The 22,159-nt window shown below is 64.0% G+C and carries 20 protein-coding genes; 9 read left to right on the top strand and 11 right to left on the bottom strand.

All coding sequences use genetic code 11. The annotated features are described in order from the left end of the window. Positions 1-81 precede the first annotated feature (81 nt). The 5 genes from PCLY_RS20900 to PCLY_RS25070 all read right to left on the bottom strand — a co-directional run bounded on the left by PCLY_RS20900 (position 82) and on the right by PCLY_RS25070 (position 4,797). The gene (locus PCLY_RS20900; RefSeq protein WP_061241899.1) at positions 82-1,602 is read right to left on the bottom strand and encodes a tripartite tricarboxylate transporter permease; all 1,521 of its coding nucleotides are present in this window, start codon (positions 1,600-1,602) and stop codon (positions 82-84) included. A 9-nt stretch (positions 1,603-1,611) separates the two neighbouring features. Continuing rightward, a complete protein-coding gene (locus PCLY_RS20895) occupies positions 1,612-2,118 on the bottom strand; it encodes a tripartite tricarboxylate transporter TctB family protein (protein WP_061241897.1) in 507 nt (168 codons plus the stop codon). Positions 2,119-2,184: 66 nt separating this feature from the next. Continuing rightward, complete coding sequence (locus PCLY_RS20890; RefSeq protein ID WP_061241895.1) at positions 2,185-3,162, bottom strand: tripartite tricarboxylate transporter substrate binding protein; 978 nt, start codon at positions 3,160-3,162, stop codon at positions 2,185-2,187. Between the two features lie 34 nt (positions 3,163-3,196). Further along, entirely contained in the window at positions 3,197-4,576 is a 1,380-nt protein-coding gene (locus PCLY_RS20885; RefSeq protein ID WP_061241893.1) for an enolase C-terminal domain-like protein, read from the bottom strand. Positions 4,577-4,632: 56 nt separating this feature from the next. Next, complete coding sequence (locus PCLY_RS25070; RefSeq protein ID WP_197432218.1) at positions 4,633-4,797, bottom strand: hypothetical protein; 165 nt, start codon at positions 4,795-4,797, stop codon at positions 4,633-4,635. Between the two features lie 327 nt (positions 4,798-5,124). On the opposite strand from PCLY_RS25070, the gene kdgD reads away from it, so the two are divergent. The 8 genes from kdgD (at position 5,125) to PCLY_RS20845 (ending at position 14,745) form a co-directional block, all read left to right on the top strand. Further along, positions 5,125-6,036, top strand: coding sequence for a 5-dehydro-4-deoxyglucarate dehydratase (kdgD, locus tag PCLY_RS20880; RefSeq protein ID WP_061241891.1), 912 nt, complete (start codon positions 5,125-5,127; stop codon positions 6,034-6,036). Between the two features lie 111 nt (positions 6,037-6,147). Continuing rightward, positions 6,148-7,497: a glucarate dehydratase gene (gudD, locus tag PCLY_RS20875; RefSeq protein ID WP_061241889.1), complete on the top strand. Its 1,350-nt coding sequence runs from the start codon at positions 6,148-6,150 to the stop codon at positions 7,495-7,497. 56 nt (positions 7,498-7,553) lie between these two features. Then, positions 7,554-8,894 carry an MFS transporter gene (locus PCLY_RS20870; RefSeq protein ID WP_061241887.1) on the top strand — a complete coding sequence of 447 codons (1,341 nt, stop codon included), beginning with the start codon at positions 7,554-7,556 and terminating at the stop codon, positions 8,892-8,894. A gap of 22 nt (positions 8,895-8,916) precedes the next feature. Next, a complete protein-coding gene (garD, locus tag PCLY_RS20865) occupies positions 8,917-10,473 on the top strand; it encodes a galactarate dehydratase (protein ID WP_061241885.1) in 1,557 nt (518 codons plus the stop codon). A gap of 1 nt (position 10,474) precedes the next feature. Further along, entirely contained in the window at positions 10,475-11,893 is a 1,419-nt protein-coding gene (locus PCLY_RS20860; protein ID WP_061241883.1) for an FAD-binding oxidoreductase, read from the top strand. A 26-nt stretch (positions 11,894-11,919) separates the two neighbouring features. Further along, positions 11,920-12,861, top strand: a complete 942-nt coding sequence (locus PCLY_RS20855) for a 2-hydroxyacid dehydrogenase (RefSeq protein WP_061241881.1) — start codon at positions 11,920-11,922, stop codon at positions 12,859-12,861. Between the two features lie 196 nt (positions 12,862-13,057). Continuing rightward, positions 13,058-13,987: an ABC transporter ATP-binding protein gene (locus tag PCLY_RS20850; RefSeq protein ID WP_061241879.1), complete on the top strand. Its 930-nt coding sequence runs from the start codon at positions 13,058-13,060 to the stop codon at positions 13,985-13,987. Then, positions 13,984-14,745 (top strand): ABC transporter permease, encoded by a 762-nt coding sequence (locus PCLY_RS20845; protein ID WP_061241877.1) that lies wholly within the window; start codon positions 13,984-13,986, stop codon positions 14,743-14,745. The genes PCLY_RS20850 and PCLY_RS20845 overlap by 4 nt, the downstream gene beginning before the upstream one ends. 74 nt (positions 14,746-14,819) lie before the next feature. On the opposite strand, the gene PCLY_RS20840 is transcribed toward PCLY_RS20845, so the two are convergent. From PCLY_RS20840 to PCLY_RS20825, 4 genes are all read right to left on the bottom strand, one after another. Then, positions 14,820-15,203 (bottom strand): pentapeptide repeat-containing protein, encoded by a 384-nt coding sequence (locus PCLY_RS20840; RefSeq protein WP_061241875.1) that lies wholly within the window; start codon positions 15,201-15,203, stop codon positions 14,820-14,822. 138 nt (positions 15,204-15,341) lie between these two features. Then, positions 15,342-15,734 (bottom strand): protease inhibitor I42 family protein, encoded by a 393-nt coding sequence (locus PCLY_RS20835; RefSeq protein ID WP_061241874.1) that lies wholly within the window; start codon positions 15,732-15,734, stop codon positions 15,342-15,344. A 160-nt stretch (positions 15,735-15,894) separates the two neighbouring features. Then, positions 15,895-18,288 (bottom strand): endopeptidase La, encoded by a 2,394-nt coding sequence (gene lon / locus PCLY_RS20830; RefSeq protein ID WP_061241872.1) that lies wholly within the window; start codon positions 18,286-18,288, stop codon positions 15,895-15,897. 61 nt (positions 18,289-18,349) lie between these two features. After that, complete coding sequence (locus tag PCLY_RS20825) at positions 18,350-19,054, bottom strand: hypothetical protein (RefSeq protein WP_061241870.1); 705 nt, start codon at positions 19,052-19,054, stop codon at positions 18,350-18,352. Between the two features lie 246 nt (positions 19,055-19,300). On the opposite strand from PCLY_RS20825, the gene PCLY_RS20820 reads away from it, so the two are divergent. Further along, on the top strand, positions 19,301-20,050 hold the full coding sequence (locus tag PCLY_RS20820) for a helix-turn-helix transcriptional regulator (protein WP_061241868.1): 750 nt from the start codon (positions 19,301-19,303) through the stop codon (positions 20,048-20,050). A gap of 151 nt (positions 20,051-20,201) precedes the next feature. Here the strand turns inward: PCLY_RS20820 and lpcA are convergent, their stop codons facing one another. Next, positions 20,202-20,789 (bottom strand): D-sedoheptulose 7-phosphate isomerase, encoded by a 588-nt coding sequence (gene lpcA, locus PCLY_RS20815; protein WP_061241866.1) that lies wholly within the window; start codon positions 20,787-20,789, stop codon positions 20,202-20,204. Between the two features lie 16 nt (positions 20,790-20,805). Next, a complete protein-coding gene (locus PCLY_RS20810) occupies positions 20,806-22,095 on the bottom strand; it encodes a M18 family aminopeptidase (RefSeq protein WP_061241864.1) in 1,290 nt (429 codons plus the stop codon). Positions 22,096-22,159 lie beyond the last annotated feature (64 nt).

The raw sequence follows: 22,159 nt of genomic DNA, 5'->3' as shown, positions 1-22,159 counted from the left end.
TGTAGAGGGCTGGAGGCGAAAGAGGCGGGAGTCAGAAATGAACCGCCCCCTGAGCAGAGGGGGCGGCATGGTGGGAGGGGATCAGGTACGCAGGATTTCGTTGATCGCACTGGGCTTGGGACGCAGCGCACTGAATACCTGCCAGAGCACGAACACCACTGCCATGCCGAGGAAGGTGCCGGCGATGGGGTTGGTGAAGAAGTCGGCGAAGCTGCCGTCCGACAGCATCAGGCCCCGGCGTAGGTTGGTTTCCGCCATCGGCCCGAGGATGAAGCCGATGATGAATGGCGCCGCCGGCATGCCCGCCTTGACGAAGCCGTAGCCGAGCAGGCCGAACAGCAGGATCGACCAGACGTCGAACAGGCGGCTGGACAGACCGAAGGCACCGACCACACAGAGCACCAGGATGATCGGCAGGAGGATGTGCTTGGGTACGTCGAGCAGCTTGATGAACAGGCGCAGGCCGTAGAACTCCATGAACAGCATCATGCAGGTGGCGACGATCAGCGCGGCGAAGATGGTGTACACCAGCGGCCCCTGGCTGATGAACAGCAGCGGGCCGGGCTGGATGCCGTGGATCAAAAAGCCGCCGAGCATGATCGCGGTGACGGTGTCGCCGGGAATGCCCAGGGTCATCAGCGGCATCATGGCGCCGCCGATACCGGCGTTGTTGGCTGTTTCGCTGGCGACCACGCCGCCGATGTTGCCCTTGCCATAGGTGTGGCCGTCCTTGGCGCGCTTCTTGGCGATGATGTACGACACCAGGTTGGAGGTGCCGGCACCGATGCCCGGGAGGATGCCGATACCCAGGCCGATCAGGCCGGAGCGACCGGCGTTGGGCAGCTGCTCGCGGAATTCCTTGAGCGAGAAACCGAAGCCCTTGATGTTCTTCATGCTCACCGACCGGGCCTTGCCCTGCACGGCATGGCGGCCGGTTTCGGCGAGTTTGATGATCTCGGCGACGGCGAACATGCCGATCATCACCGTGAGCATGGAGAAGCCGCCATTGAGCTCGCTGACGCCGAAGGTGAAGCGGCGTACCGCTTCGACCGGGGCGATGCCCACCGTGGACACGGCGATGCCCAGCGCACCGGCGAACAGGCCCTTGACCATGGAACCGGCCGACAGGGTGGCGATCAGGGTCAGGGAGAATATGGCGATGGCGAAGTACTCATGCGGACCGAAGCTCAGGGCGACCTTGGCCAGCTGCGGGGCGATGAACATCAGCGCGACGATGCTGAAGATGGTGCCGAGGAAGGAAAACACGATGCCGACGCCGAGTGCCTTGACCCCGTGGCCCTGTTCCATCAGCGGGCCGCCATCGAACACCGTGGCGATGGAGGAGGGCGTACCCGGAATCTTCAGCAGGATCGCCGAGATCAAACCGCCGGAGGTGGCGCCGATGAACAGCGCCACCAGCAGCGACAGGCCCGCCTGCGGGCCCATGGTGAAGGTCAGCGGCAGGCACAGCGCCACGGCCATGGTGGCCGACAGGCCGGGCACGGCGCCGAAGACAATGCCCATGGCCACACCGACGGCCATCAGCATCAGAATGTGCAATGAGAAGACGGCACCGAAGCCTTGCTGCAGTAATTCGAGCATGGTCGATCCTCAGAGGAAGTTGTTCAGCAGACCAGCGGGCAGCAACAGGTCGAAGGCCTCGCGGAACAGCAGGAAGATGAGCGCAGAGCAGGTGACGGCGATCAACAGGTAGGTCAGGTGCCTGGCTTTCTGGTTCGCCGGGGTCAGCACGAGGAACTGCAGATACAGGTAAACCACGGTCATGATCGGGAAGCCCACAGGGCCGAGCAGGGCCATGTAGCCGAGGATCAGGCCAAGTGTCTTGAAGACTGTCTTCGGTTCGACGACATCGGCGCTCGGCTCTTCGGCGTCTGCCGGTGCCGGGCTCGCGGGTTCGGCCGCCGCCTTGGGTCTGGCAAAGGCGCTGACCAGTTGCATCACGCCCAGTAGAGACAGCAGCCCGGCCAGCAGCTTGGGCACGGTGGCCGCATCGACGCCGTCATGCCCGGGCAACTGCTGCGCCGCGAGCAGGTAGGCAAGGCTCGCACCGAGCATGGCGATGCCGATGATCAGTTCTTTCTTGTTGAGGGTGTTCATCGCGTACCTCGATGTTCTGAGGTGCAGCGCCGGCCCAAGTCGATCGGGCCGGCGCTGCGTTGTGGCTTACTTGGCCTTGCGCAGCTCATCCTTGAACTGCATGAAGTCTTCGCGGGTCTTGGCCAGAATCTGCTTGGCCTCTTCGGTGCCGAAGAAGGCGACTGGCTGTTTGAATTTCTTCAGGTCTTCGGCGTAGCCGGGCTGCTCGGTGATCTGCTTCATGATGGCGGACATCTTTTCCACGATCGCCGGATCGGTACCTTTCGGGAAGGCCACGACGTAAGGCTTGTCCATGGTGATATCCAGGCCCTGCTCCTTGAGGGTCGGTACGTTGCCAATCATGGGGTTGCGCTCGGCGTTAGGCTGGCCCAGTGCGACCATCTGCCCACCCTGAACGTAGTCCTGCACCGAACCATAGGTGATGGCGCCCATGTCCAGGCGACCGCCGAGCATGCCGACCACGCGGTCGGAGACGGTGCCGCCGTCGACCATCTTCAGCTTGGCGCCGGTGAGCTTCTCCAGCATCAGGCCTTGCAGGTGGGAGAAGCTGCCCATCTCGGTGCCGTAGGTGATGCTGCCCGGGTTGGCTTTGGACTTGTCGACCAGGTCTTTCATGCTGGTCACGCCGGACTGTTTGGAAGCGACGAACACGGTGCTCTTGTCGACGCCGGCGATGCAGGCGACGTCGAAGGTATTGAAGCTGTCTTCGGTCAGACCGGCGACTTCGTTGACGATCAACTGGCCCGGGTGGGTGAAGAGGATGGTGTTGCCATCCGCTGCTGCGCCCTTGACCTGCTCGGCCGCCAGGGTGCCACCGCCGCCAGCGACGTTGGTCACCACCATGGTCTTGCCGGTGATCTCGTTGAAGTACTTGGCCATCATGCGGGCATTGAAATCGGTGTCACCGCCAGGGTTGGCGATCACCACCACCTGGATCGGCCGCGTCGGCCATTTGACCTCATCGGCGAACGTGGCAGCGCTGCTGACCAGGGCACCGATACCGACGACAGCGGAAAGGAGGGAGGCGCGGAATGTTTTTTTCATTGGAATACTCCGGTTGGGATGAAAGCCGCGCGAGTCAGTCGCGGCCGAGGCTGGGACGTTTCGGGTGATATTGCCAACCCGGAACCAGGTACTGCATGGCCATGGCGTCGTCACGCGCGCCGCTTGCCACCTTCTTGTAAAGCTCGTGAGCGGCCATGATCCGCTCCATGTCCGGCTCGATACCGAGGCCGGGCCTGTCGGCAACCTGTACCTGGCCAGCGCTGATCTGCAGCGGCTCGCGGGTCAGGCGCTCTTCGCCTTCCTGCCAGATCCAGTGGGTGTCGATGGCCGTGACGCGGCCCGGTACGGCAGCGGCGGCATGGGTGAACATGGCCAGGGAAATGTCGAAATGGTTGTTCGAATGCGAACCCCAGGTCAGGCCGAATTCTTCGCACACCTGGCCGAGGCGCACGGCGCCCTGCATGGTCCAGAAGTGTGGGTCGGCCAGGGGAATGTCGACGGCTTCCAGGCGCAGCGAGTGGCCCATCTGCCGCCAGTCGGTGGCGACCATGTTGGTAGCGGTGGGAATGCCGGTGGCGCGCTTGAACTCGGCCATCACCTCGCGGCCCGAGTAGCCGTTTTCCGGGCCGCAGGGGTCTTCGGCGTAGGCCAATACATGACCTTGGCCCTGGCACAGGGCGATAGCCTCGTCCAGCGACCAGGCGCCATTGGGGTCGAGGGTGACGCGCGCATTGGGGAAGCGCGCCTTGATTGCACGGATCGCGTCCATTTCCTCGGCACCGCGCATCACGCCGCCCTTGAGCTTGAAGTCGTTGAAGCCATAGCGCGCATGCGCGGCTTCGGCCAGGCGAGCGATGGCCGCGGGCGTCAGCGCGGCCTGGTGGCGCAGGTGATACCAGTCATCGTGCGAGCCCTTGCCGGCGAGGTAGGGTAGGTCGGTACGCTGGCGCTCACCTATATAGAAGAGGTAAGCGAGCATCGGCACGCTGTCGCGCTGCTGGCCGCTGCCGAGCAGTTCGGCCACCGGCACGTCGAGATGCTGGCCGAGCAGGTCGAGCAGGGCGGCTTCGACCGCAGTGATCACGTTGTCCAGGCGCAGGTTGATTTCGTGCGGTTGCTTGAGCACCCGTGCTTCGGATTCGGACGTGACCTGATGCTGGGTGGTCTGTGGCCCCTTGGCCGGCCCCGCGATGGCCTGGCGCAGGCGATTGAGCACGTGGTTGTAGCGGCCGACCGATTGGCCGATCACCAGCTCGCGACAGCGCTCCAACGCCTGGCGGATACCTTCGCCACCAGGGACTTCGCCACAACCGGTGCGGCCTGCATTGTCCTTGAGCAGCACCAGGTTGCGGGTGAAGTAGGGGGCATGGGCGCCGCACAGGTTGAGCAGCATGCTGTCATGTCCGGCGACCGGGATGACTTGCATGTCGACTATCTGAGGGGTGTTGGACATCTTGGCAGGGGCTCCGGACTTGGTGCGGCCCTCGGCCGCAATGGCGAAGGGACGGTTCAGCCGTGCACCGGGATCAGCAGGCGATCCAGGCGGCAGCAGACAAGAGCGGGGGCGAAGCCGGCAACGAAGCTCGCGCAAGCGGCGTTGTCCTGACCAGAGCTGGCAACGCGGCAATGCAGTACGCGGCGAGAGCAGGTGGTGGCAGTGAAGGTCTGTGACATGACCTGGGCCTCGTTTGTTTTTATTGGAATGTCATAGGTTGTCGTATGACTTGGTGAAATTAGTACCAGCCTGTTCCTGGCCTGTCAACGCCGCTCATGAATGATGATGATTGCGCTGGCATATTTTCTGGCGTCATGATGGGGCCTGCTCTACGCTGAGCTTTGGCGCTGCGGGGTGGTTTTGCGGGCGGGCTTGGCCGCAGCGAAAAGACTGCGACGAACGGACGATAGAAAAACTGGTGTTTTTTTTATTGTTGTACGATAACGTATCTCTACAGCTGCGGCTGACGCCATTCCTCACAACTCGCTTTACAGGGTGTTCGCATAATGAATCCACAAGAACTTAAGTCCATCCTCTCCTCTGGTCTGCTGTCTTTCCCGGTGACCGACTTCGATGCTGCCGGTGATTTCAACCCGGCGGGCTACGTGCGCCGTCTTGAGTGGCTGGCGCCTTATGGTGCTTCCGCCCTGTTCGCCGCCGGTGGTACTGGCGAGTTCTTCTCCCTGGCGCCGGACGAGTACAGCGCCGTGATCAAGACAGCCGTAGATACCTGCGAGAAGTCCGTACCTATCCTGGCCGGCGTGGGTGGCCCGACCCGCGTTGCCATCCAGATGGCACAGGAAGCCGAGCGCCTGGGCGCCAAGGGCCTGCTGCTGCTGCCGCATTACCTGACCGAAGCCTCGCAGGACGGTGTTGCCGCTCACGTCGAGCAGGTGTGCAAGTCGGTGAACATCGGTGTGGTGATCTACAACCGTAACGTCTGCCGCCTCAACGCCAACCTGCTGGAGCAACTGGCCGAGCGTTGCCCGAACCTGATCGGCTACAAGGACGGCCTGGGTGACATCGAACTGATGGTGTCGATCCGTCGCCGCCTGGGCGAGCGCCTGACCTACCTCGGCGGCCTGCCGACCGCCGAAGTCTATGCCGCTGCCTACAGGGCGCTGGGTGTACCGGTGTATTCCTCGGCCGTGTTCAACTTCATCCCGAAAACCGCCATGGCGTTCTACCGCGCCATCGCTGCGGAAGATCACGCCACCGTTGGCAAGCTGATCGACGATTTCTTCCTGCCGTACCTGGACATCCGCAACCGCAAGGCCGGTTATGCGGTGAGCATCGTCAAGGCCGGCGCCAAGATCGTCGGTTACGATGCCGGCCCGGTACGTGCACCGCTGACCGATCTGCTGCCGGACGAATACGAAGCCCTGGCCAAGCTGATCGAAGCGCAAGGCGCGCAGTAACAGCGCAGATAGCCGCTCGCCTCGGCGAGCGGCGCAGTCGCGCCCCGGCAGGCCGGGCGCGACATGGTTGCACCATTGTCGAACCCGCATAAGAACAACAGGGTAACGCTCATGACTTCACAGAATCCTGCCGCTGTCGGTACTCCGCTGATCACCGAGCTGCAAGTCGTGCCGGTCGCCGGCCACGACAGCATGCTGCTCAACCTGAGCGGTGCCCACGGCCCTTACTTCACCCGCAACATCCTCATTCTCAAGGACAGCGCCGGCCACGTCGGTGTCGGCGAAGTCCCCGGTGGCGAGGGCATTCGCCAGACCCTCGAAGACGCCCGCTCGATCCTCGTCGGCCAGCCGGTCGGCAATTACAACGCGCTGCTCAACCAGGTGCGCCGTGCCTTCGCCGACCGCGATTCTGGCGGCCGTGGCCTGCAGACCTTCGACCTGCGCATCACCATTCATGCCGTCACCGCGCTGGAGTCGGCGCTGCTCGATTTGCTCGGTCAGCACCTCGGTGTGCCGGTGGCGGCCCTGCTTGGCGAAGGCCAGCAGCGCGATGCGGTGGAAATGCTCGGCTATCTGTTCTTCGTCGGTGACAAGGACAAGACCGATCTCGGCTACCGCGATGAGCGCGACGCCGACGACACCTGGGAGCGTGTGCGCAACCAGACCGCGTTGACCCCGGAAACCATCGTCCGCCAGGCCGAGGCCGCGCATGCGCGCTATGGCTTCAACGACTTCAAACTCAAGGGCGGTGTGCTGCATGGTGAGGCCGAGGTCGAGGCGATTCGTGCCCTGGCTGCGCGTTTCCCGAATGCCCGCGTGACCCTCGACCCCAATGGCGGTTGGTCGCTGGATCAGGCCATCGCCCTGTGCCGCGACCTGCATGGCGTGCTGGCCTATGCCGAAGACCCGTGCGGCGCCGAGAACGGCTACAGCGGCCGTGAGGTGATGGCCGAGTTCCGCCGCGCCACCGGCCTGCCGACCGCGACCAACATGATCGCCACCGACTGGCGGCAGATGGGCCACACCATTTCCCTGCAATCGGTGGACATCCCGCTGGCCGATCCGCACTTCTGGACCATGGCCGGCTCCGTGCGCGTGGCGCAGATGTGCAACGACTGGGGCCTGACGTGGGGCTCGCACTCGAACAACCACTTCGACATTTCCCTGGCCATGTTCACCCATGTCGCCGCCGCAGCGCCGGGGCGAGTCACCGCCATCGACACCCACTGGATCTGGCAGGACGGTCAGTACCTGACGCGCAACCCGCTGCGCATCGAAGGTGGCCTGGTGCAGGTGCCGAAGACGCCGGGGCTCGGCGTCGAGTTGGACTGGGACGCGCTGGCCAAGGCGCACGAGCTGTACCAGGCCAAGGGCCTGGGCGCGCGTGACGATGCGATTGCCATGCAGTACCTGATCCCTGGTTGGACCTTCAATAACAAGAAGCCCTGCCTGGTACGGTGATCCAGCGGCCCGGTGCTGTGCATCGGGCCTGTCGTTTCCATACGCGAGTCTTACCGATGCCGGACGCCAAACCAGGTCGGGTGCGCTACCGCATTCTGCTGATGCTGTTTCTGGTCACCACCATCACCTTCGCCGATCGCTCCAGTCTTTCCGTCGCCGGTTCGGCGATGCAGGCCGGCCTGGGCATCGACGCGGTGACGCTCGGCTACATCTTCTCGGCGTTCGGCTGGGCCTATGTGATCGGGCAGATTCCCGGCGGTTGGCTGTTCGACCGCTTCGGCACCAAGCCGGTGTATACCCTGGCGCTGTTCATCTGGTCGACGCTGACCCTGCTGCAGGGCTTCGTCGGCTGGCTGCCGGGCACCTGGGCGGTGACCTCGATGTTCCTCCTGCGCTTGCTGGTGGGCTTTGCCAGTGCGCCGTGCTTTCCCGGCAATGCGCGGATCACTGCCTCCTGGTTTCCCACGGCCGAGCGCGCCACTGCCACGGCCATCTCCAGCTCGGCGCAGTACGCCGCCACCGCGCTGTTCGCGCCGCTGATGGGCTGGGTGGTGCAGACGATGGGCTGGCAAGCGGTATTCATCGTGCTCGGTTGTCTCGGCCTGGTGCTGTCGCTCGTCTGGCTCAAGCAACTGCACGGCCCGCGTCAGCACCCGCGCATCGGCGCGGCCGAACTGGCGCACCTGGAGCAGGGCGGGGCGTTGATCGACCTGGAAGGGCAGCGCGGCGGTAGCGGCGGTTCGCAGTGGCGCTACCTGGGGCTGCTGCTGCGCCAGCGCACCATGATCGGTATCTACCTTGGCCAGTACTGCAACAACGCCATTACCTACTTCTTTCTCACCTGGTTCCCCGTGTACCTGGTGCAGGCGCGCGGCATGAGCATTCTCGGCGCCGGTTTCGCCGCCGCGCTGCCGGCCATCAGTGGCTGCATCGGTGGTGTGCTCGGCGGGCTGCTGTCCGACGGCATGCTGCGTCGCGGCCATTCGCTGACCCTGGCGCGCAAGCTGCCGATGGTGCTCGGCCTGCTGCTGTCGAGCGCGGTGGTGCTGTGCATCTTCGTCGACAGCGATACGGCCGTGGTGGCGCTGATGGCCCTGGCCTTCTTCGGCAAGGGCCTCGGTTCGCTGGGCTGGACGCTGGTGGCCGACACTTCGCCACGGCAGATCCTCGGCCTTTCTGGGGGGCTGTTCAACACCTTTGGCAATCTGGCGGCAGTGACCACGCCGATCATCATCGGTTACCTGGTCAGCCATAGTGGTTCTTTCGATGGGGCATTGGTCTACGTTGGCCTCAATGCCCTGCTGGCGGTGGTCAGCTTCGGTCTGATCGTCGGCCAAATTCGCAGGGTCGAACTGGGCGAGGGCCCCTCTGGCGCCACGTCCGGCTCGGCATCCTGAACGCATGACAGGAGCAAGCAACATGCAGTTGATTCCCCATCAGGATTCGCCCCGTTACATTCGCCTGCACCCGAGCGACAACGTCGGCGTGGTGGTCAATGACCAGGGCGTGGCCGCGGGCGGCCAGTTCGACGACGGCCTGACGGCTATTGAAGGCATTCCACAGAGTCACAAGGTGGCGCTGCTGAACATCGCCGAAGGTGGTGAGGTGGTGCGTTATGGCGAGGTGATCGGCTATGCGCTCACCCCTATCGCCGCTGGCAGCTGGGTCACCGAACAGGTGCTGCGCATGCCCGAGCCGCCGGTGCTGGACAACCTGCCCAAGGCAACCATCCAGGCCGCGCCCGGCGAGCCGCTGGACGGCTACAGCTTCGAAGGCTTCCGCAACCCGGACGGCAGCGTCGGCACACGTAACATCCTCGGTGTGACCACCACCGTGCAGTGCGTGGTCGGCGTGCTCGATCACGTGGTCGAGCGCGTGCGCAAGGAAGTGCTGCCCAACTACCCCAACGTCGATGACGTGGTGGCGCTGTCGCACAGCTACGGCTGCGGCGTGGCGATCAACGCGCCGGACGCGGTGGTGCCGATCCGCACCCTGTACAACATCAGCCGCAACCCCAACCTCGGCGGCCAGGCGCTGGTGATCAGCCTCGGTTGCGAGAAGCTGCAGGCCAGCCAGTTGATGGATGGCGATCAGCTCACCAACGGCATGGACGAGGAAGACTGGCTGTTCCGCCTGCAGGATTCCGGCACCGGTTTCAGCGGCATGGTCGAGCAGATCATGGGCATGATCGAGGCGCGTCTGAAGGTGCTCGACCAGCGCCGCCGCGAGACCGTGCCGGCCTCCGAGCTGGTGGTCGGCATGCAGTGCGGCGGCAGCGACGCCTTCTCCGGTATTACCGCCAACCCGGCGCTCGGCGTCGCTGCCGACCTGCTGGTGCGCGCCGGCGCCACGGTGATGTTCTCCGAGAACACCGAAGTGCGTGACGGTATTCACCTGCTCACGCCGCGCGCCGCCAGCGTCGAAGTCGCCGACGCACTGATCCGCGAGATGGACTGGTACGACCGCTACCTGCAGCGCGGCATGGCCGACCGCAGCGCCAATACCACGCCGGGCAACAAGAAGGGCGGGCTGAACAACATCGTCGAGAAGGCCATGGGCTCCATCGCCAAGTCTGGCAACAGCCCCATCGCGGGGGTGGTCGCGCCGGGCGAGCGCATTCGTGGCAAGGGCCTGTGGTTCTGCGCCACGCCGGCCAGCGACTTCATCTGCGGCACCTTGCAATTGGCGGCGGGCATGAACCTGCACATCTTCACCACCGGGCGTGGTACGCCTTATGGCCTGTCCATGGTGCCGGTGATCAAGGTGGCCACGCGCACGCAACTGGCCGAACGCTGGCCGGATCTGATCGACGTCGACGCCGGGCAGATCGTCTCCGGGCGCATGACGCTGGAGCAAATGGGCTGGCACATCTTCCAGCTCTACCTGGACGTGGCCAGCGGGCGCAAGCAGACCTGCGCCGAGCACCTGCGCCTGCACAACGACCTGGTGCTGTTCAACCCGGCGCCGGTGACCTGAGATGAGTGGTCTTTCCGATGATCTGCTCCAGGCATTGCGCGAGGTGGTCGGCGAGGCTGGCCTGATCCTTGATGCCGAGCGTATGCAGAGCTACCTCAGCGACTGGCGCGGCGCCTACCGCGGCCAGGCGGCTGCGGTGCTGCGCCCGGCCTCGACCGAAGAAGTGGCGGCGGTGGTGCGGCTGTGCGCGCAGGCCGGCGTGGCGCTGGTGCCGCAGGGCGGCAATACCGGCCTGTGCGGCGGCTCGATTCCGGACGACAGCGGCGCGCAAGTCGTGCTGTCGCTGACACGTATGAAGCGCATCCGCGACGTGGACGTTGGCAATGCAACCATCACCGTCGAAGCCGGGGTGATCCTGCAGCAGCTGCAGGAAGCCGCCGCCGAAGTCGGCCGCCTGTTCCCGCTGTCGCTGGGCGCCGAGGGCAGTTGCACGGTCGGCGGCAACCTGGCGACCAATGCCGGCGGCACCGCGGTGTTGCGCTACGGCAATATGCGCGAGCTGACCCTGGGCGTGGAAGTGGTGCTGCCCGATGGGCGCATCTGGGACGGTCTGCGCGGGCTGCGCAAGGACAACACGGGCTATGACCTCAAGCATCTGTTCATCGGCAGCGAGGGCACCCTGGGCATCATCACCGCCGCCGTGCTCAAGTTGTTCCCGGCCGTGCGCAGCCTGACCACCGCCTGGGTGGCGCTGCCCAGCCCGCAGGCGGCCGTCGAACTTATCGGGCAGATGCGCAGCCTTTGCGGCGAGCGATTGACCGGCTTCGAGCTGATGTCGCGACAGAGCGTCGAGTTCGTCCTGCGCCATGTCGCCGGTGTCAGCGATCCGTTCGCCGCGGTGCACCCCTGGTACGTGCTGATCGAGCTGAGCGACACCCAACCCAACGCGGCGTTGAACGAATTGCTGGAAGAGGGCCTCGGTGCCGCCTTCGAACAAGGCGTGGCGCTGGATGCAGTAGTCGCTGCCAGCGACGCGCAGGTGCGCGCCTTGTGGGCGCTGCGTGAGGGTATTTCCGAAGCGCAGAACCACGAGGGACCGAGTCTCAAGCACGATATCAGCGTGCCGGTCAGCCGTATTCCGGACTTTATCGCGCGTACCGATCAGGCGCTGCAGCAGGCGTTTCCCGGTGTGCGCATCGTCGCCTACGGTCATGTCGGCGACGGCAACCTGCACTACAACATCAGCAAACCGGTTGGTGCCGAGGACGCGTCGTTCAAGGTGCAGGCCGAGGCGATCATGCGGGTGATCTACGATCAGACCCTGCACCATGCCGGTAGCATCAGCGCCGAACATGGCCTGGGCCAGTCCAAGCGCCTGGCCGCGCAACAGTACAAGGCTCCGCTGGAGCTGGAGCTGATGGCGCGCATCAAGCAGGCGCTGGATCCAGCCGGGCTGATGAACCCGGGCAAAATGCTGTAAATGGCACAACCTAAACAGGAGGCCTCATGAGCAAACCCAAGGTGCTGCAGATCGGCCCGCTGAGCGAGCGTTTCAACCGCGAGCTGGCCGAAGAATACGAGGTCAGTGCGCTGTGGCAACAGGCCGAGCCGCTGGCGTTCCTGCGTGAGCGGGGCGAGCAGTTCATCTACATCGTGTCCTCGGCACGTTTCGGCTGCACGGCCGATCAGCTCGCGCTGCTGCCCAACCTGCGCGCCATCTGCAGTTTCGGTGTGGGCTACGACCCCTATCCGCTGGAGTTGCTGCGTGACCGGGGCATTGCCCTCAGCACCACGCCGGATGTGCTCAACGACTGCGTGGCCGACCTGGCCATGGGCCTGATGATCGACAGCGCGCGGCGCCTGTCCGAGGCCGACCGCTTCGTGCGCGGCAGCGCCTGGAACAGCACCACGGGCTTCCCGCTGGCGCGTCGGGTCAGTGGCAAGCGCCTGGGCATCGTAGGCCTCGGCCGCATCGGCGAGGCGGTGGCGCTGCGCGCCTCCGGGTTCGCCATGCCGGTGCGTTACCACAATCGCCGTGCGGTCGAGGGCAGCCCTTACCAGCATGAGCCGGATCTGCTGGCGCTGGCGCGCTGGGCGGATTTTCTGGTGCTGACCTGTCCGGGTGGCAAGGCCACCCAGCATCTGATCAACGCCGAGGTGCTCGAAGCGCTCGGGCCTGATGGCTTTCTGATCAACGTGGCGCGCGGTTCGGTGGTCGATGAAGCGGCGCTGATCGCTGCACTTGAGCAGAAGGTGATCGGCGGCGCCGGGCTGGATGTCTTCGAACGCGAACCCCAGGTGCCGGCTGCATTGCGCGAGCTGGACAATGTGGTGCTGCTGCCACACGTTGGCAGCGCCAGCGTCGAGACCCGTCAGCAGATGGCCGAACTGGTGCTGGACAACCTGCGCGCCTTTATCGCCACCGGCAAACTGCTGACGCCGCTCTGAGGTCCCACGGAATATGGCCGGGCGGGTTCGCCGTCCGGCCTATCGTCACAGCGTCACAAGCGCTGCGAACGTTTCTTACCTCACCTGCAGCATCCCCGGCGCACCACAAGTGCGCCGTTTTTTCTGCTGTGCGCTGATGTCGCTGGCACAAGCCCTGTAAACTGCAGCGTTTTCCGCAGGCAAGGGGCGATCCAGCGTGCAGCCGATCATTTCCATCGCGCAATTGAACAAGATCTATGCCTCGGGCCACCCGGCCCTGCAGGGCATCGACCTAGAGATTCGCCAGGGCGAGATCTTCGCCTTGCTCGGCCCCAACGGCGCCGGCAAGACCACCCTGATCAGCATCATCTGCGGCATCGTCAATCCGGGCGAGGGCCAGGTGCTGGTAGCGGGGCACGACATCGTCCGCGACTACCGCGCGGCCCGCTCGCAGATCGGCCTGGTGCCGCAGGAGCTGGTCAGCGACGTGTTCGAAACCGTCTGGGCCACGGTCAAGTTCAGCCGAGGCCTGTTCGGCAAGAAGCCCGATCCGGCCTACCTGGAGCAACTGCTCAAGGACCTGTCGCTGTGGGACAAGCGCAATGCCAAGATCATGGAACTGTCCGGTGGCATGAAGCGCCGGGTGATGATCGCCAAGGCGCTCTCCCACGAGCCGCAGATTCTCTTTCTCGACGAACCCACGGCCGGCGTCGACGTCGAGTTGCGCCGCGACATGTGGAACATGGTGCGCCGTCTGCGCGAGCGCGGCGTGACCATCATCCTCACCACCCACTACATCGAAGAGGCCGAGGAAATGGCCGACCGCATTGGGGTGATCAGCCAGGGTCGAATCATCCTGGTGGAGGACAAGCAGGTGCTGATGCACAAGCTGGGCAAGAAGCAGCTGACCCTGCAATTGCAGCAGCCGTTGTCCTGCGTGCCGGCCGAGTTGGCGCGCTATGGGCTGGAGCTGGCCGATCAGGGCCATGCCCTGGTGTTCACCTTCGATGCCCAGCACGAGAACACTGGCATCGCCGAGTTGCTGCGCGATCTCGCTCAGCACGGCATCGACTTCAAGGACCTGCAGTCGAGCCAGAGTTCGCTGGAGGAGATTTTCGTGTCCCTGCTCAAGGAGTCGCGCGCATGAACCTGTACGCCATCAAGGCCATCTACCTGTTCGAGCTGGCGCGCACTTGGCGCACCCTGCTGCAGAGCATCGCCACCCCGGTAATCAGCACCTCGCTGTACTTCGTGGTGTTCGGTTCGGCCATCGGTTCGAGCATGACCCAGGTGCAGGGCGTGAGCTACGGCGCCTTCATCATCCCCGGCCTGATCATGCTGGCGCTGCTCACCGAGAGCATCTCCAACGCCTCGTTCGGCATCTACATGCCCAAGTACTCGGGGAGCATCTACGAGATTCTTTCGGCGCCGGTGTCCTATCTGGAGATTCTGATCGGCTATGTCGGTGCGGCAGCGACCAAGTCGGTGATCCTCGGTCTGATCATCCTGTTCACGGCGAGGCTGTTCGTCGATTTCGAGATTCAGCATCCGCTGTGGATGGCGGCGTTCCTGGTGCTGACGGCGCTGACCTTCAGCCTGTTCGGCTTCATCATCGGCGTGTGGGCCGATGGCTGGGAGAAGCTGCAGATCGTCCCGGCGTTGATCGTCACGCCGCTGACCTTCCTCGGCGGCGCCTTCTATTCGATCAGCATGCTGCCGCCGGCCTGGCAGACGGTGACCCTGTTCAATCCGGTGGTGTACCTGATCAGCGCGTTCCGCTGGAGTTTCTATGGCGTGTCCGACGTCAACGTCGGCGTCAGCCTGGCGATGGTGCTGGGCTTTCTGGCGCTGTGCATCCTGCTGGTGGGCTGGATCTTCAAGACCGGTTACCGGCTCAAGAGCTGAGGCATGGCGTAGGGTGGATGTCGCTTTTTACATCCACCGCTGCGCGGATCGACAAGGCGTGCCCCGCCTTGGGGCTAGTCTGTTCGTGAGCGCTTTTGCTCGTAGCACCCTATGAGCTCGGTCACGAGCACGCCATTGATTTTCATGCCCTCCACGTTCGCATCGGTGATCTCGACATTGGCCAGGTTGAGATGGCTGAGCGTGACGCCAGACATGTTGATGTTGCTAAATGTTGAGTGGCTTAGATCGATGTCTTCGAACGAGCTGTTCGACAAGTTGACGTCATCGAATCTGGCTGATTGCAAATTGCAGTCGTTGAACTGGGCATGCTTCAACACTGCCCAGAAATGCGCGTCGGACAGGTCAACGCCGTTGAATTTTGCTGCAGTCATATCTGACTGTGTGAACGTGAAGCCTTTGAATGTCGAGTCTGGAAACGGGTGATTGTTTTCGCTCATGATCCTCTCCGCAAATCAAAAGTAACTTCCTTGGTTGGGTGGCGGGTTGTACCGCCCTGCGGACCGGTAGAAAGCGCTTCAGCGGCGACCCGTTTCGAGTCGTCGCGGCTAAAGCCCCTCCCACGGAATCCGCCTTGCTCACTTCACTCGCAGTTCACACTCGAAGGTTTCTGCCGGTGGCACATTCGGCTCCCAGGGTTGCTGGTAGGTCAGCAGCAGGCGGCCTTCGCCCGGCTCACGCGCGCTGAAGCGCCAGGTGGAGATGCCGCCAGCGCCCACCAGCCCGGCGTCTTCCGGATTGCTGTAGACCTCCGGGCCTAGGCTTTGCAGGACAGTCTCCGCGCCGTCGCGAACTTCCCAGCGAAAGCCGGTGGTGGGGTTGCTGGGCAGGCTGAGGATCAGTTGCTGGCCCTTGTTCAGCGTCAGCGGGCACTGCCGGTCCTTCTTCAATTCCAGCGTGCCGGATTGATGAGCGCAGGCCGTAAGCAGGGCCAGGGCGGGCAGGGTGAGCAGGCGCAAGGTGGCGTGCATGAGAAACTCCAGTCGACGAAACCTGGGCCCAGCATAGCTGTATTGGCTTGTCGGTGGCGACCGCAGAGGCGGGCGGTTTGGTGCAGGAGCGAGCCTGGCTCGCGGATATCCGCGCGGCTGAAAAGCGCCGCGAACGGGGCCCGCTCCCACACCTGCCGGTCTAGTCGAACAACACCTTGGCCACATCGCTGTAGCGTTTGGCGAAGTGCACGGTGATGCCTTCCTTGAGGTAGTCCGGCAGCTCCTCGTAGCTGCCGCGGTTGGCCTCCGGCAGGATCAGCTCATGGATTTTCTGCCGGCGCGCCGCGATCACCTTCTCGCGCACGCCGCCGATGGGCAGCACCTGACCGGTCAGGGTCAGCTCGCCGGTCATGGCCACGCCTTTTTTCGGCGCCTGGTTGCGCGCGAGCGAAAGCAGGGCGCTGGCCATGGTGATGCCGGCGCTGGGTCCGTCCTTGGGCGTGGCGCCTTCCGGCACGTGCAGGTGGATGAAGGCTTGGTCGAAGAAGGTCGGGTCGCCGCCGAACTGCTTCAGATGCGAGCTGACGTAGCTGTAGGCGATTTCCGCCGACTCCTTCATCACCTCGCCGAGCTGGCCGGTGAGCTTGAAGCCGCGGTTGAGCGTGTGGATACGCGTCGCCTCGATCGGCAGGGTGGCGCCGCCCATGCTGGTCCAGGCCAGGCCGGTGATCACCCCGGTGCCAGCCAGCACCCGCTCGTTGCGGAACACCGGCATGCCGAGCGCTTCTTCCAGATCCTTGGCGCCGATGCGGATTTTCGACTCGGGGTCTTCCAGTAGCTTGACTACCGCTTTGCGCACCAGTTTGCCCAGTTGCTTCTCCAACTGACGCACACCGGCCTCGCGGGCATAGCCTTCGATCACCGCGCGCAGCGCCGCATCGCTGATGGACAGGCGCGCCTTCGGCACGCCGGCCTTCTCCAGCTGTTTGGGCCACAGGTGGCGTTTGGCGATGGCCAGTTTTTCCTCGGTGATGTAGCCGGACAGGCGGATCACTTCCATACGGTCGAGCAGCGGCCCGGGGATGGAGTCGAGGGTGTTGGCGGTGCAGACGAACAGCACCTTGGACAGATCCAGGCGCAGGTCCAGGTAGTGGTCGAGGAACTCGACGTTCTGCTCCGGATCGAGCGTTTCCAGCAGCGCCGAGGCCGGGTCGCCCTGGTAGCTGGTGCCCATCTTGTCGATCTCGTCGAGCATGATCACCGGGTTCATCACCTCGGCTTCCTTCAGCGCCTGCACCAGCTTGCCGGGCATGGCGCCGATGTAGGTGCGGCGATGGCCCTTGATCTCCGCCTCGTCACGCATGCCACCGACCGAGAAGCGGTAGAACGGCCTGCCGAGGGATTCGGCGATGGACTTGCCGATGCTGGTCTTGCCTACGCCGGGCGGGCCGACCAGCAGCACGATGGAGCCGGCGATCTCGCCCTTGAAGGCGCCGACGGCCAAGAATTCGGTGATGCGCTCTTTGATGTCGTCCATGCCGGCGTGGTGCTTGTCCAGCACCTTGCGCGCGCGGCCCAGGTCGAGCTTGTCCTCGCCATGGATGCCCCAGGGCAGGGCCGTTGCCCAGTCCAGGTAATTGCGGGTGACGGCGTATTCCGGCGAACCGGTTTCGAGGATCGATAGCTTGTTCAGCTCCTCGTCGATACGCTTTTGCGCGGGCGCAGATAGGGTCTTGCCTTCCAGGCGGGCGAGGAATTCCTCGCGGTCGGCGCTCTTGTCATCCTTGCTGATGCCCAGTTCCTGCTGGATCAGCTTGAGCTGCTCCTTGAGGAAGAATTCACGCTGGCGCTCGCCGATCTGCTTGTTGACCTCGGCCGACAGTTCTTTCTGCAGACGGCCGACCTCGACCTCCTTGCGCAGCAACGGCAGCACCTTCTCCATGCGCTTGAGCATGGGCACGGTGTCCAGCACTTCCTGCAGCTCCTGGCCGGCGGCAGTGGTCAGTGCGGCGGCGAAGTCGGTGAGCGGCGAGGGCTCGTTGGGGCTGAAGCGATTGAGGTAGTTCTTCAGCTCCTCGCTGTACAGCGGGTTGAGTGGCAGCAGCTCCTTGATCGCGTTGATCAGCGCCATGCCGTAGGCCTTGACCTCATCACGCGGGTCATTGGGCGCCTGTGGGTATTCCACTTCGGCCAGGTACGGGCCACGGCGGCTGAGCCAGCTGCGGATGCGCACACGGGTCAGGCCCTGAGCAACGAACTGCAGCTTGCCGCCCTCCTCGCTGATATGGTGCACGCGCACCAGGGTGCCGTGTTCGGGCAAGCTGTCGACGTCGAACTCGCCGTGTTCATCGGGCGGGTTATCGACATAGAACAGCGCCAGGCATTTGTGCTCGGTGTTGTCCACGCGCTTGAGTGTGCGTCCCCAGGGATGCTCGTTGACGATCACCGGCAGCACCTGCGCGGGGAAGAACGGGCGGTTGTTGATGGGGATGATGTAGAGCTTGTCCGGTAGCATTTGTGCCGGCAGCACCACGCCGGTGGTGGACTGCACGTTGTCGTCGACAGCTTCGGAGTGGATGTCCTGATCGTTCATGGAGCACCTTTGCTTGCACGTTGGTTGCTACATGGGGCGACTGCAGGGCTATTTCAACGTTTCAGTCGAGGCTCAGGCGAATACCTTGCAGGCGCTGTTCGATCAGCGGGGTAAGCAGCGCGAAGCATTCGCCGGGCGCCAGGCGAATCTGCGCTGACTCGATCAGGTCGCACTGCAGGCGCTCGATCAACGCCAGCAGAGCTGGGTCCTGCTCCTGGTCCAGCAGGCGCTTGCAGAGAAAGCGCAGTTGCATCTGCAGGCCCGGCGGGCAGCGCTCGTAATTGGCTGCGCGTGTCGCCAGGCCGCGCAACCTGGCGAGATCCTCCAGCGAGCGACAGGCTTCACCGAGGCCGCGAATCTTGAAGTGATCCTGGCGATACAGGCGATCTTCGAGCAGTTCGATCACCTCCAGCAGCGACTCGATCAGTCGGCAATGTGCGTCGAAGTCGGCGGGCTTGCGGCGCAACTGCGGCCAGTGTTGCTGTAGCGGCGGCAGCAACAGGCTGGCGCCGGGCCATTCGAGCCAGAGCTGGTCCAGTTGATGCGCCAACGCATTACGCTGCGCTACGTCTTCGGCATCCACCTGTGCACCCAGGCCTCGGTGTTGCTGCAGCGCCTGCAACAGGTCCAGGCAACGCTGGACGATTTCCGTGTTCGCCTGTTTGCTGGCATCGAGTTGGCGGCGATCTGCGCGCTGACTGAACCCGTATCCCAGGACCAGCAGCAGGATCAGCAGGGGCAAAAGAATAAGGGCGCTGTCGCTCATTGCGTTTCGCTTGTTGTTGTCGGACGGAAGCAGTGAAGCAACTCTCCTGCCATCTGCCTGAGCGTCGAATGATGCGGTTGTGCGGGCGTTGCTGGGTGCACGGTAATAGGGCCTGAAGTGGTTGGCGGGTGTTATTCGGTGCGTGGGTTGCTAAAGGTGCAACCATTTCGCTGATGGGTGGTTGCGGCGTTTTTCGTTGAAAAAGAGTAAAGTGCAACCCTTGTTTCGTGCCGCCAGTCTTTTGCGATGTTGCAAGCCCGTGTGATCCGCCTGGATGAACAGGCCCATGAACATGCCCATGACCATCATCAACTGGTGATGTCCCTGGTCGGCCGCGCCGAATTCGAGGTCGGTGGTCGTGGTGGCGAAGTGTGCCGCATGCGCGCCTGCCTGGTGCCGGGCGATGCCGCTCACCAGTTCGCCGGCATGGGCGATAACCGCATGCTGATTCTCGATCTGGACGAGCAGGACACGCCCAGCGAAGACCTGGAGCTGCTCCATCGTCTGTTCGAAACCCCCCGTTATCCCGCCCTCGACGTCGATTTCCAGCACCTGTTGACCTATGCCGGCGCGGAGCTGGAGCGCTATGGCAGCGACTCGATCCTTGCCCGCTCCCTCGGTGGCGTATTGCTCCGGGCCCTGCATCTGCGCCTGTTCGGCGAACAGCGCCGGCAGCCCCAGGGGGCGATGGACCTGCAGCGTCTGGATGATTACATCGGTGAACACCTGGCACGGCGCATCAGCGTTGCCGAGCTGGCGCAGGAAATGTGCCTGAGCCCCAGCCACTTCCACGCCCAATTCAAGGACAGCGTCGGCCTCACGCCACACCAGTACCTGCTGCAGACCCGCCTCGACCGTGCCGCGCGCATGCTGCGCGAAAGTAATCTGCCGTTGGTGCGAATCGCTGAGGAGTGTGGTTTTTCCAGCCAGAGCGCGCTGACCACGGCCATGCGCCGTTATATGGGCCTGACCCCGAAGCGCCTGCGTGCGGCTTGAGCCGTTCGTCAGCAGAGCCGCTCCAGCAGCTTCACCCTGACTATCCGGCTCGTAGCATCGGATACGATGTGGGTAGCGCCTGGCGCAGCGCTACCGTTCATTCAAAACCACTGCCTTTGCCGTCACTCCCGCGCGCGGGAGCGAGGATTGCTCAGGCGTAATTCTGCGGGCTCAGCTTGCGCTCGATCAGCTCGATCAGAATATGCAGGGTCTTGATGTGCAGCTCCTGCACGCGGTCGGCGAAGTCGCCGCCCGGAGCACAGATGCACACGTCGGCCAGGCTTTCCAGCAGCGAGCCGGGCTTGCCGGTCAGGGCGATCACCTTCACGCCCAGGGTTTTCGCCGCTTCGGCGGCCTTGACCACGTTGGGGCTCTTGCCGCTGGTGCTGATGGCGATCAACACGTCACCTTCGCGGCCGTGCGACTCGATATAGCGCGAGAAGATGTAGTCGTAGCCGAAATCGTTGGCCACGCAGCTGATGTGGCTGGGGTCGCTGATCGACACGGCGGCGATGCCGGGACGGTTCTTGCGGTAGCGCCCGGTCAGCTCCTCGGCAAAGTGCATGGCGTCGCACATCGAGCCGCCGTTGCCGCAGGAAAACGCCTTGCCCTTGTGCTCGAAGCTTTCGACCAGCAGTTCGGCAGCTTTCTGGATATTGCCCAGGGTCTGCTCGTTGGCGAGGAAGGCTTCCAGCGCGCGCTGGGCTTCCTGCAGGCTGTTGCGGATATGTTCGATCATGGCAGGTCTCGGAACCTCAAGGGAGTTCGGGGCTGGAGTAGAAGGCCGTCAGCACTTTCACCAGGTGATCCAGGTCGTGGCTGCCGGCCAGTTCGCGCACCGAGTGCATGGCGAAGGTGGGCAGGCCGATGTCGACGGTGCGCACGCCGAGCTGGCTGGCGGTGATCGGGCCGATGGTGGAGCCACAGCCCATGTCGCTGCGCACCACGAAGCTCTGCACCGGTACTTCGTTCTCCAGGCACAGGTGGCGGAAGAAGCCGGCGGTCTCGCTGTTGGTGGCGTAGCGCTGGTTGCTGTTGATCTTGATCACCGGGCCGGCGTTGAGCTTGGGCCCGTGGTTGCCGTCGTGCTTGCTTTCATAGTTGGGGTGCACGCCATGGGCGTTGTCGGCCGATACCAGCAGCGAGCGCTGGATGCTGCGCACGAAGGCGTCGCCTTCCGGCAGCACGCGGCGCAGTACCTGCTCGAGGAAGGGACCGTCGGCGCCACAGGCCGAGCAGGAGCCCACTTCTTCGTGGTCGGTGCACACCAGCACGCAGGTTTCCTCGTCGTCCGAGTCGATCAGCGCCTGCAGGCCGGCGTAGCAGGACAGCAGGTTGTCCAGGCGCGCACTGGCGATGAAATCCTGGTTGAGGCCGACGATGGCGGCGCTCTGGGTGTCGTAGAAACTCAGCTCGTAGTCGAGCACCGCGTCGGGGTTGAAGTCGTGCTCCATGGCCAGCTGTTCGGCGAGCAGCGCGCGGAAATCGGCGGTTTCGCTGCTGGCGAGCTGGGCCAGGATTGGCGGCAGCTCGGTTTGCGGGTTGATCGCCCAGCCCTGGTTGGCCTCGCGATTGAGGTGGATGGCCAGGCTGGGGATCACGGCGATGGGCTGGTAGAAGTCGATCAGCTGGCTCTCGACCTTGCCGTCACGGCGGTAGGTCACTCGGCCGGCCAGCGACAGGTCGCGGTCGAACCAGGGCGCGAGCAGGGCGCCGCCGTAGACTTCCACGCCAAGCTGGAAATAGCCCTGGCGCTGCAGCTCCGGGCTCGGCTTGACGCGCAGGCAGGGGCTGTCGGTATGTGCGCCGACCAGGCGAATGCCGCCATCTACCGCCGGACGCTTGCCGAGCTTGAAAGCGATGATCGAGGAGTCGTTGCGGGTCACGTAGTAGCGGCCGCCAGCCTCGAGGTGCCAGGGCGCGCGTTCGTCTAGATGGCGGTAACCCGCGGCTTCCAGGCGCATGGCCAGGCTGGTGGTGGCATGGAAGGGGGTCGGCGAGGCGTTGAGAAAATCGAGCAGGCCTTGGATCAGTTCTTCGCGCATAGGGACTCCGGGCAACGATAGCGCGAGTGTAACCAATTTGCATCGCGCTGTGCCGCTCGCGCAC

It is taken from the genome of Ectopseudomonas composti (genome assembly GCF_001567565.1).
Taxonomy (GTDB): domain Bacteria; phylum Pseudomonadota; class Gammaproteobacteria; order Pseudomonadales; family Pseudomonadaceae; genus Aquipseudomonas; species Aquipseudomonas composti_A.
Note: the sequence above shows the minus strand (reverse complement) of the source record. Positions and strands in the feature narration are given on the sequence as shown.